The following is a 10,314-nucleotide window of genomic DNA, read 5'->3' as shown; positions in this document are numbered from 1 at the left end:
ATTTTAGTTTAACAATGCCATTTAAAAAAATAATAAAAATTTTATAAAAAAATCCTTGCATTTTTAATAAAATTTAATAAAATAGTAACGGTTGTATAAATGCCGTTTAAATTACATTCCAATGATAATGGTAAGGCTGGCGGTTCAAGTCCGCCCAAGCGTGCAAACGCTTGTAGCTCAATTGGATAGATCATACGGTATCTAAACAAATTTTGGTTATATAAATCCCCCAATAACATAAATGCCATTAAGACTACATTTTTGGGTAATGAGCTGTCTTAATGATTTTGGTTATGTTTTTGCATTAAAATGTGTTGATGATTACATTTTTCCAATGTCTTTTATCATTAACAAATTGGTTTAATGCTTTAAAAAATTCTTATTAAAATGCCTGACAGATTACATTTGGTTGAAATTGGGTTCAAATCCCAACCTATTGCAAAATAGCGTAAAATCTGTCAAATTTTGTTTGATTGGTTAATTTTTTACCGTCCTTATTGTAAAATAGGGGCGGTTTTTTATGGGTAAATTTTAAGGTGTTGATGATTTGGGGTTGGTAATTTTCAAAAAAAACAGTATGTTTAATTATATCTTATTTTATAAATAACTAGAATATTTTATAGTTTTTAATAAAAAATTTAAGCATTAAATAGGCGATTTAAAAACTTTTTAAAAATTTAATTTATTAAAAATCAATCACTTAAAAAATTTTTTCGCCAATTTTTCAAACTTGGCACAAACTTTGGACAATAAAAGTAAGCACCTATTTTAAGGAATACCCAATGCAAAAATTTATCCTAATTCGTGGTCATCAAGGTTCTGGCAAATCCACCTTTGCCGAACAAAAAATTGCCGAATTTAAAAAAGAATTCCCAAATGGCGAAATTATTCATATTGAAAACGACCTATTATTAACCGATGAAAATGGCGTTTATCATTGGACGCCAGAGCGGATTGAAAAAGCGGTGCAAATCGGTCAAACCGCAATGAAAACCGCCTTTGAAAAAGCCCGTGCCAATCCTAATTTGGATATATTGGTGATTAATTCCAATACCAACCAAAAATCATCGTCTTGTATTCATCTTTTACAATCGGCTCGTAAAAAAGGACTGGTTACGGAAATTTATCGTTTGCATAATTTTTTTGACAATGTGCATAATGTCAAACGAGACGATGTGTTGTCTGCTTATGTTAAATTAAACAATAATCAACTTCGTGATGAAATTCATATTGACCCAATTCGCCCAATGAGCGATGACATTAAAGCTAATATTGAAAAAATGAGCCAATTTAACAACAAAAAAGAATTACCCTTTGACGAAAACCGCCAAAGTTATATTACTGATGACTATCTAAAATACGGCAAAAGAAATTTTATCATCAAACAATCGAAAACTTATCCAGAATTGTTTGTCTTAAAATACAAGAGAGATGTATTTTTTAATAATACTTTTGACAACGCCTTACTTGAAATGCGTGGATTGGTGCTTGATAAATATAACAATATCATTGTTCGCCCCTTTAAAAAAGTATTTAATTATTCAGAACGCATTGCCAAAAAATCCAAATATCCCATTAGCATAGACGATAATCATTTGGTGGATGTGGTATTAAAGGTCAATGGGTTTTTGGGCGTGTGTACTTATGTGGCACTTGATGAAACGCATCCAAGTTATCACGCTGAGTTTAATCATCAAGTATTGTACTCTACCACAGGTTCTTTGGACAGTGATTTTGCCAAAATGAATGAAATCCATTGCCAAAAGTATGAAATGCTGTTTAAACAATATCCCAATCACACCTTTTTATTTGAAATCACCGATGAAAAAGATGTGCATATCATCAAAGAAGTGTTTGGCGAAACTTTGATTGGGATTATTGATGTGGCGACAGGGCGACAATTTGATGAAAATGAATTAAATGCCATTGCCGATACATTTAATGCCGAACAAAACGCCATTGGTAGCGGTATTACAATCAATCGCCCGCAAATGATAACAGCAATGCCTTTTGGCGAATTAAAAGCCTTATTAAAAACCGTAGAACACGAAGGTTTTATGGTGTTTGATAGCCAAACAAAAGAAATGCTCTTTAAACTTAAATCGCCGTATTATTTGATTTCAAAATTTTTGGGGCGTAGCAATGCTACCAATCTTGGGCGTAAACTGGATAAAAGACAAGTTGATGAAGAATATTATCCGTTGATTGATTATATTAAGGATAATAAAGAGAAGTTTAATCAGTTATCAGAACTGGATAAAATTGCGTTTATTCAAGAGTTTTTGGGGCGATTATGAAACAATCAGATGAATTAAAACCATTTCAATCTATCATTGATGAATTTTATCAAGTATTTAATTATCCAAAACCAACTGGATTGTTAAATGTCTGTACTTGTGGCTTATGTATCGATGAAAAACTTGAATTAGAACTGCGAACATTGCCTTTGCGTGAATTAACTCGTAATCATTTGTATGGATTACAATGATACCGCCAAAGACCCGATAGAAAGACCTGATGAATTAAAATATTTTTTACCTAGAATGGTGGAATTATTACCGAAGGTGAAAATTTACACCATTCTACTGAAATTTATTTTCAGCGTGTGGGAAATTGTCCAAAAGGCAGTTTTAGCACACAAGAAATGGCTCTGTGGAATAAATTTTGCTATGAGTATCTAAAAGTCTTAGTTAATGTTTATCCTTATGAGCGTTTAAAATGGCAACAAGACGGTGTATTTGACTGTTTATTGATGTTTCATATTGGTGGTGCAAATATTCAACCATTTTTAGAATATTGGGAAACGCTAAAAACACCACAATCTACCATAAATTATATATTCAGTAGTGCTTATGATTATTGGGTTAATTATTATCCACATCCTGTTGATTATAAAATTGATATGGTATTTGCACAAGACTGTCCAGAATTTAAATCAATAATGAAACATTGGCTAGATAATCAAAAGCATAAACAGCATTTTACCGAGTGTATCATCAATCTAAGTAATGATGATATTGATAAATTTTATGCTGAATATGAATTTGCAAAAAGAAATGATTATATCAGTTGTGTTTTTGACGCTTTAACAGGTGTTAATTGGAGATAATCCATAAGGTGTGTACCACGCACCAATCATACCCAATCACGGTGCGTAATACGCACCTTACAATTTAAGGAAAAACCAATGATTTATTTTACTTCTGACCTGCATTTTAGCCATAAAAATATCGCCAAATTTTGTCCAACTTTTCGCACACCCTTTGAAAGTTTGGATAAAATGAATGATGAACTCATTAAATTTTGGAATGCCACTATTACTCCTGATGATGTGGTCTATAATTTGGGCGATGTGTCATTTAGCCACGATTTAACAGAGATTGAGAAAGTATTAAGTCAGTTAAATGGCAAACATCATTTAATTTTGGGCAATCACGATAATTTAATCAAACGGCATAAAGAGCGGTTTTTAACTCAAACCAAAAATGACGGCAATCCACTATTATCATCGGTACAGGATTATTTAAAATTAACTTTTAAAGAAACAAAACATACACTGATTTTATCGCATTATCCGATAGATGAATGGGACGGCTGTCATAAGGGCTATTATCATTTGCACGGGCATATTCATGACCGCATGGCAAAAGTCAAAGGCAAGATTTTAAATGTTGGTTTTGATTTGCACGGCAGATTTTTAACGCTTGATGATATTGATGAATTTTTGCAAGAGTTACCGAATGTTTCACATTTTGGCGGTGATGATGAGATTGTGCTTTGTGATGATGTTTATCAAAATGCCAAAAGAATAAAAGATGAATTGTTGAAGTTAAATGAGTGAAGATAGATAATTTAATTTGTGTCTTGATTTAACGTTTAACTTTCGTTAATATAGCCATAGTATTTTTAAATTGATTAAGGATTTTATTATGATGAGCCAAGAATTAACCCACAAACTATTAACCAAAAACCCCTATTTTAATGTATCAGGTTTGACTTCATCAGAAGCCAATTATATCTGTGAGCGTATCAAAGAAACCCTAAAACCAATCCAAGATGAGATTACCAACCTAGAAACGCACACATCTAGCCTTGACGGTGAATCATTGGATAACTTTAAAAAGGTTAATGATATTGATGGCAAACTTGCCAATATTGGTAAGTTATACGCCATTTCTGCCTTTTTTAGAAGTGCTATTAAAGAGAAAGACAATAGACTTGATATGATTAACATCAAAATCAAACAAGTGCGAGATGAGCAAGATTCATTATTGGTGGGTATTGATGTGTTAGAATTGCAACGCCTAATCAATGTGGCTATGGAGGATTATCTTTTGACATTGCCATTATCTGATGTTATTACCTATAAGACTGCCGAAGCCAAAGCGTCTCATATTGGCAAATTTATTCATAACTTTGATAAAATCCGCACAAGCCTTACCAAAAAAGAACGCATTAGTTTTAAAGAAGTGGGCGAACAGGTATTTAAAATTCATCACACGCCATTATATGAGCTAGATGAATTACAACAATTACAAAACTATCTATTAGCCGAGCATAGAGAACATGAAAGTACGGTAAATGCCTATAAAGCCAAATTCCGTGAATTTCAAAATAAATCGCTTGTGGCTTATGAAGAAGAGTATAATAAACGCTCTCACGAACGCCAAATGCTGTTAAACGAAAAAGTAAAAGCCGAAACCGAAAAACTCATCGCTATAAAAAATGAGATTGCCAATTTTAAAATCATTGTGCCAAATGAATTTAAAGCAATCATTGATGAGTTATTGACCGTAAAACTATGATAACCGATTTTGGGGAAATGGGTTTTGACCTATAAAGCCCATTTTATCCAAAAACCAAAGTAGCACAAGGCGAATTAAAATGGCATTGTTGCCCTAGCATTGAACATGCAACGAATTTGGGATTCGTCTATCAAACCATCGCCCTATTTTTGTCCTTTAAAGTTTACCAATTTTTAAAAATTGGACTTTATAAGGCATTATCTTTGGCTTTAACTTAATAAAAATAGGGGTCTTTGCTTTTGATTTAGGTGTTGCCTGCGTGCCTTGTGCTACTTTACCTTTTTTATCTTTTATTTTCTCATCAATCACTTATCAAGCATTTTTATAAACACCCCATAAACAACATAATCACTACAAAAATTTTGCCCTTTCAAACAAAAATCATTTGGCAATTTGGCAAAAATGGTGTATTTTATAGCGTAATATTTGCTTACATTTAAGCATCTGATTGTGATTAATTTTTGAGCAATTTGACCGATTTTACTGCCAATACATTCCATCTTAGAATATTAAGGAAGAATCATGCAAAATTTTAGTGTCCCTGCCGACCGTCCTTGGGTAAAAACCTACGCCGATAATGGGCTTGATATTAATGTCAAGGTGCCAGACGGTGTCAATTCCCTGCTTGACAGCTTTGAGCAGAACTTTGCCAAACATGGCAATAAAGTCGCCCTAACGTGTATGGGGGCGTCCATTACTTATCGTGAGCTTGATACATACAGCCGTCAGATTGCCAGTTATTTGCAGTCGCTGGGGCTTGATAAGGGCGACAAAGTGGCGGTGATGATGCCAAATATTTTGCAGTATCCGATTGCGATGATGGGCATTATTCGGGCAGGTCTGACTCTTGTCAATGTCAATCCGCTGTACACACCGCATGAGCTAGAACATCAGCTTAATGACAGCGGGACAAAGGCGTTGTTCATCGTGGAGAACTTTGCTCATACCTTTGAAAAGGTCAAAAACAAAGGGCAGGTTAAGCATGTCATTGTGGCGAGCATTGGCGATATGATGGGGCTCAAAGGCATTTTGGTGAATTTGGTCGTCCGCCATGTCAAAAAAATGGTGCCAAGCTGGAACATTCCCAATGCCGTGAGTTTTAAAGATGCCCTAACGGCAGTATCGGCAAGTCGCTATGTCCGCCCCGAGCTGTCGCTTGATGACATTGCGGTGCTACAATACACAGGCGGTACGACAGGCGTGGCAAAAGGGGCGATGCTCACGCATAAGAACCTTGTGATTAACGTTGAACAATGCATGACATTTGTTAATAAAATATTTTCTACCAATAAAGATTTGACAGGTGAATACATCGCCACAGCGTTGCCTTTGTATCATATTTTCTCATTTACGGTATCCATGCTTGGTTTGAAGATGGGGTTTAGCTTGCTACTTATCACCAACGCTCGTGATTTTGATGCCTTGACCAAAGATTTTGCCAAATATCGTCCTGTGTTTTTCCCTGCGGTTAATACCTTATTTAATGCATTGGCTCATCATGAAGGCTTTAAAAACCTTGACCATACCAACCTACGTCTATCGCTTGGTGGGGGTATGTCGGTGCTACCAAGCACAGCAGAAGCATGGGAGAAGCTCACGGGTACTTACATCGTTGAAGGCTATGGGCTGTCCGAGACATCGCCTGTCGCCACGCTAAATCCGCCAGGCAGTTATACTGGCAAAATCGGCATTCCATTTCCCAATACCGACATTATCCTATTGGATGATGACGGCAAAGAAGTGACACTTGGGGAAGCAGGCGAGATTGCCATCAAAGGTCCGCAGGTCATGGCAGGTTACTACAACCGCCCCGATGAGACCGAGAAGACCATGACAAAAGACGGTTATTTTAAAACGGGCGATATTGGTGTGATGGACGAGCAGGGCTTTTTCAAAATCGTTGACCGCAAAAAAGACATGATTTTGGTGTCGGGCTTTAACGTCTATCCTAACGAAGTTGAAGAAGTCATCACCGCTCACCCCAAAGTGCTAGAATGTGGCGTGATTGGCGTGCCTGATGAGCATAGTGGCGAGCTGGTCAAAGTCTATGTGGTCAAAAAAGACGACAGCCTAACAGAAAAAGAAGTCATCGCATGGGCAAAAGAGAATCTAACAGGCTATAAACGCCCCAAATATGTTGAGTTCATTAATGAGTTGCCAAAATCTAATGTTGGTAAAATCTTGCGTAAGGATTTGCGTAAATTAGAAGAGGATAAAAAGGCGTGATAAGCTAAAAATTCATAACGCTTAAAAATCCGTCCAATCTGAATATTGCCAATGGGGATATTCTGGGTTGGGCAGTTTTGTTTTGGGGCAAAAACTGTTACAATAGTCCAAATTTTACTTTATAAAGGCACATCATGCGACACGACAACCGTGAATTATCCCAATTACGTCCCATCAGCTTTATCCGCAACTACACCAAACATGCCGAAGGTTCAGTGCTTGTCTGCTATGGCGACACCAAAGTGCTATGCAACGTCAGCATAGAGCAAGGCGTACCACGTTGGCTAAAAGGTCAAGGGCAAGGCTGGCTCACTGCCGAATATGGCATGCTCCCACGAGCCACAGGCACACGCACTCAACGTGAAGCGACTAAGGGCAAACAGTCAGGACGCACCCAAGAGATACAGCGTCTTATCGGTCGCTCGCTCCGTGCCATGCTGGATTTGTCAAAACTGGGCGAGAACACCATTTATGTGGACTGTGATGTCATACAAGCAGACGGTGGCACACGCACGGCAAGCATTACAGGCTCGGCGGTGGCACTCATTGATGCCCTAGAGAGCCTACAACGAGACAAGAGGCTTACCACAGACCCGCTCATCGGACTGGTGGGGGCAGTGTCGGTCGGTATCAAGGACGGACGGGCGTATTTGGATTTGGATTATGGTGAAGACTCGACCTGCGATACCGATTTGAATGTGGTCATGACCCAAGCAGGCGGATTTATTGAGATTCAGGGGACGGCAGAAGATAAGTATTTTACCCGTGAGCAGGCAAATGCCATGCTTGACCTTGCCGAGTCTGGTATTAAAGAGATTTTTGAACTCCAAAAACAAGCGTTGGGCTGGTAATGCTAAAAGTCATTGATGATGGCGTGTCTATCACGCTAAATGGCACCGAGTCGAACCCTGTCTTTGTCATGGCAGGGGTCCTTGTTGTGTTGGCGATATGTGTGGCGGTGGTTGCCATGACCGCTCCTGTACAGATTACCATTGGGGTGATGGCAGTGTTTGCGGTGCTGATTTTTGGTTTTAATATCTACAAAAACCGCCTAAAATACCAAAGCTGTATCGCCAGAGGGGTGATTATCATCAAAAATCGTGCCTTTATCGCACAGGGGCAAAACGTCAAACTGAGCGAGAATGCTCGTATTGAGCTGATAAATGACACCTTAGTCATCACTGACCTAGGGAGAAGCTGGCATATCTTGGGCTTTGATAATGACAAAGAACGCCACGTCGCCAAATCGGTACTAGAAGGCAAGGCATTAGAGAAGCGAGAGCAGGCGATACGGATTTTGTAAATTGATAAATCAAAACCAAAAACAAAGCCCAACATCGTCGGGCTTTGTTTTTGGTGGGTGCTTACTGTCCACTGGCAGGAGCGGTGGTCTTGGTGCTGTTTTTTTGGTTTTCAAGCTCAGCGATTTGGGCTTCGAGTAGGGCGATTTGCTCGGCTTTGGCGGTCGTCAAATCTTCCATTAGAGTCAGCTGATCTTGGATGAGTTCTTCTTGTTCAGCGATTTGGGCATCTTTGTCTGCCAAACGGTCAATCTCTTCTTTGATGAGTGCAGGGTCGGTTGGAATCTCAGCATTTAGAATCTCATCGGGATTAACCACAGGTTTGATGTCTGGCAGAATGCTGTCAGCAGAATCAACAGCTGGGGTCTCTGCTGGTGCTGTTTCTGCCTGCTCTGGGGTGGGTTCAGGGGTGCTTGATTGGGTAGGGGCTGTGCTAACGGCAGGCGTGGGGGTATTAACAGTACTACTGTCATTACCACTCATCGCCATGTAGAGTGCCACGCCAATCAGGGCTAGGGCAATCACACCGCCCAAGATGAGCTTGTTGAGCTTTTTAGGGTCGCTAAGTAGCCCTGTCAAGTCGCTTTTGTCGCCGCTATTTTTGGCAGGCTTTGGAGCTTTAGGGGCTTTGGGTTTGGTCATTTTTAGGGTTTTGGGCGAGCCATCTTTTTTGCCAAACAATCCTTTTTTAGCAGGCTTATCTTTGGCGACTTCGCCTTGCCCGAGACCACTGGCGACACTCACTCCTGCGACTGCTCCTGCACCCAGTAGGGCAGTATCGACGTTGCCGTTTGCCACGTCAGTAGGGGCATTGGCTTGGTTTAGGTCATCTAGTTGATTGAAAAAATCATCTTGGGCGGTGTTATTGGTAGCGTGGGTCAAATCAATGCCAGTAGCATTATTAGCCACGGTCACATCAGATAGGGCGATGTCCACAGGCTCATTGGTAGTCAAGTCAATGTCAGAGCTAGCGGTGTTGGCAGTATTTTGGTCAAACAGCTCGTCAAATTCGGCACTTAAATCGACATCAGCGGTGGTGTCGGTGCTGGCATTGAGATCGGCATTGCCAAAATCAATGTCCAAAAATTCATCATCAAAATTAATCTCGTTCAGGTCTTTTTTCTCTGACATGGGAAACCTATCTTATTGGCTAAATGGGGCTAATGAATGGCAGAGGTGTTCATCGGGCTTTGACTGACTTTGATATAATTCGAGTCTGATGGTGCCAATGAGACGCTTGCCAACAAATATTGCTGTACTATATCAAAATTTACAAGAATTTTCAGCTTTTTACAACAAAATTAAGACAAAAAGCACAAATTTTGACTCAAATTCATGATGGGGCGACATCTGATGGTTATTTTATAAAACGCACCACGCCCACGCTCTCTGTCATCGCCCCTTCGGTGGTGGCTTGGATTTGGGGCAGGTCGTCTGCGGTGGGTCGGCGTGCTGTATGCCCACATGCCACGCACTCAATGTACTCATCAGGCTCTGGCGTGAAAATCTGCACCTGCGCGGTGGTGTCGGTCGCTCCGCATTGGGTGCATTTGACCCCTGCAAGAAATTGGCGTTTTGGGCGGGTGGATTGGTATCTCATGGTGTTTTTCAATAAAAATAGGGGTAGATTTTACCCCCATTTGTGCATTTGTGCAATGGTTGGTTGTTTTTCTAACATCTCGCCTATCATCAAACACATAACGAATGGCACTTAAATGACTGCCTGTATAAGCAGGGTATTTTTGTATTTTGATATAAGAGGGCAGGCTTCGTTTTGGCTTTGTATCCCAGTTGTTATCATGTGCATAAATGTATTCTAAAAAATACTCTTTGCTGTCGTATTTTTGGATACGAGCATATAGGTCTTTTTTATCCACAAGTTTTTTATAGCTCCAATACCGAAAAGGTAACTTGCAAAGCGACTCTTCGGTTAAAGCGTAAGCGTTTTGTATTGACAATAGTGTTGGTCATAATATTGACTT

12 protein-coding genes are annotated in these 10,314 nt (G+C 39.2%); 8 read left to right on the top strand and 4 right to left on the bottom strand.

Translation table 11 applies throughout. The features are described from left to right. Positions 1-41: 41 nt before the first annotated feature. A complete protein-coding gene (locus B0182_RS14345) occupies positions 42-248 on the bottom strand; it encodes a hypothetical protein (RefSeq protein WP_112741774.1) in 207 nt (68 codons plus the stop codon). A gap of 534 nt (positions 249-782) precedes the next feature. Here B0182_RS14345 and B0182_RS09020 point away from each other — a divergent pair. The 5 genes from B0182_RS09020 to B0182_RS09000 all read left to right on the top strand — a co-directional run bounded on the left by B0182_RS09020 (position 783) and on the right by B0182_RS09000 (position 4,805). After that, positions 783-2,297 carry an RNA ligase gene (locus B0182_RS09020; RefSeq protein ID WP_078274617.1) on the top strand — a complete coding sequence of 505 codons (1,515 nt, stop codon included), beginning with the start codon at positions 783-785 and terminating at the stop codon, positions 2,295-2,297. Next, positions 2,294-2,488, top strand: a complete 195-nt coding sequence (locus tag B0182_RS09015; RefSeq protein ID WP_078274616.1) for a hypothetical protein — start codon at positions 2,294-2,296, stop codon at positions 2,486-2,488. Before B0182_RS09020 ends, B0182_RS09015 begins: the two co-directional genes overlap by 4 nt. A gap of 156 nt (positions 2,489-2,644) precedes the next feature. Further along, on the top strand, positions 2,645-3,109 hold the full coding sequence (locus B0182_RS09010) for a hypothetical protein (RefSeq protein WP_078274615.1): 465 nt from the start codon (positions 2,645-2,647) through the stop codon (positions 3,107-3,109). Between the two features lie 78 nt (positions 3,110-3,187). Next, positions 3,188-3,841 (top strand): phosphoesterase, encoded by a 654-nt coding sequence (locus tag B0182_RS09005; RefSeq protein ID WP_078274614.1) that lies wholly within the window; start codon positions 3,188-3,190, stop codon positions 3,839-3,841. Positions 3,842-3,929: 88 nt separating this feature from the next. Continuing rightward, on the top strand, positions 3,930-4,805 hold the full coding sequence (locus tag B0182_RS09000) for a hypothetical protein (protein WP_228157756.1): 876 nt from the start codon (positions 3,930-3,932) through the stop codon (positions 4,803-4,805). 156 nt (positions 4,806-4,961) lie between these two features. Here the strand turns inward: B0182_RS09000 and B0182_RS14340 are convergent, their stop codons facing one another. After that, the gene (locus B0182_RS14340) at positions 4,962-5,114 is read right to left on the bottom strand and encodes a hypothetical protein (RefSeq protein WP_158079673.1); all 153 of its coding nucleotides are present in this window, start codon (positions 5,112-5,114) and stop codon (positions 4,962-4,964) included. Positions 5,115-5,327: 213 nt separating this feature from the next. Here B0182_RS14340 and B0182_RS08990 point away from each other — a divergent pair, with 213 nt between their 5' ends. The 3 genes from B0182_RS08990 to B0182_RS08980 all read left to right on the top strand — a co-directional run bounded on the left by B0182_RS08990 (position 5,328) and on the right by B0182_RS08980 (position 8,334). Continuing rightward, the gene (locus B0182_RS08990; RefSeq protein WP_078274612.1) at positions 5,328-7,031 is read left to right on the top strand and encodes an AMP-binding protein; all 1,704 of its coding nucleotides are present in this window, start codon (positions 5,328-5,330) and stop codon (positions 7,029-7,031) included. 134 nt (positions 7,032-7,165) lie between these two features. After that, a complete protein-coding gene (gene rph, locus B0182_RS08985; protein WP_078274611.1) occupies positions 7,166-7,882 on the top strand; it encodes a ribonuclease PH in 717 nt (238 codons plus the stop codon). Further along, entirely contained in the window at positions 7,882-8,334 is a 453-nt protein-coding gene (locus B0182_RS08980; RefSeq protein WP_078274610.1) for a hypothetical protein, read from the top strand. Before rph ends, B0182_RS08980 begins: the two co-directional genes overlap by 1 nt. A 61-nt stretch (positions 8,335-8,395) precedes the next feature. Here the strand turns inward: B0182_RS08980 and B0182_RS08975 are convergent, their stop codons facing one another. Beyond that, the gene (locus B0182_RS08975) at positions 8,396-9,463 is read right to left on the bottom strand and encodes a hypothetical protein (protein ID WP_078274609.1); all 1,068 of its coding nucleotides are present in this window, start codon (positions 9,461-9,463) and stop codon (positions 8,396-8,398) included. A 226-nt stretch (positions 9,464-9,689) separates the two neighbouring features. After that, the gene (locus B0182_RS08970; RefSeq protein ID WP_078274608.1) at positions 9,690-9,932 is read right to left on the bottom strand and encodes a YheV family putative metal-binding protein; all 243 of its coding nucleotides are present in this window, start codon (positions 9,930-9,932) and stop codon (positions 9,690-9,692) included. Positions 9,933-10,314: the final 382 nt, after the last annotated feature.

Origin of the sequence: Moraxella bovis, from assembly GCF_002014975.1 — a bacterium.
In the GTDB taxonomy this organism is placed as follows: Bacteria; Pseudomonadota; Gammaproteobacteria; order Pseudomonadales; family Moraxellaceae; genus Moraxella; species Moraxella bovis.
The sequence above is the reverse complement of the archived record's forward strand: the minus strand, read 5'-3'. Positions and strand labels throughout refer to the sequence as shown.

Coding starts and splice junctions, on each gene's coding strand:
- B0182_RS08980 (WP_078274610.1), top strand. CDS start 7,882: ATGCTAAAAGTCATTGATGATGGCGTGTCTATCACGCTAAATGGCACC.
- B0182_RS08970 (WP_078274608.1), bottom strand. CDS start 9,932: ATGAGATACCAATCCACCCGCCCAAAACGCCAATTTCTTGCAGGGGTC.
- B0182_RS09000 (WP_228157756.1), top strand. CDS start 3,930: ATGATGAGCCAAGAATTAACCCACAAACTATTAACCAAAAACCCCTAT.
- B0182_RS09015 (WP_078274616.1), top strand. CDS start 2,294: ATGAAACAATCAGATGAATTAAAACCATTTCAATCTATCATTGATGAA.
- B0182_RS08975 (WP_078274609.1), bottom strand. CDS start 9,463: ATGTCAGAGAAAAAAGACCTGAACGAGATTAATTTTGATGATGAATTT.
- B0182_RS09010 (WP_078274615.1), top strand. CDS start 2,645: ATGGCTCTGTGGAATAAATTTTGCTATGAGTATCTAAAAGTCTTAGTT.
- rph (WP_078274611.1), top strand. CDS start 7,166: ATGCGACACGACAACCGTGAATTATCCCAATTACGTCCCATCAGCTTT.
- B0182_RS09020 (WP_078274617.1), top strand. CDS start 783: ATGCAAAAATTTATCCTAATTCGTGGTCATCAAGGTTCTGGCAAATCC.
- B0182_RS09005 (WP_078274614.1), top strand. CDS start 3,188: ATGATTTATTTTACTTCTGACCTGCATTTTAGCCATAAAAATATCGCC.
- B0182_RS08990 (WP_078274612.1), top strand. CDS start 5,328: ATGCAAAATTTTAGTGTCCCTGCCGACCGTCCTTGGGTAAAAACCTAC.
- B0182_RS14345 (WP_112741774.1), bottom strand. CDS start 248: ATGGCATTTATGTTATTGGGGGATTTATATAACCAAAATTTGTTTAGA.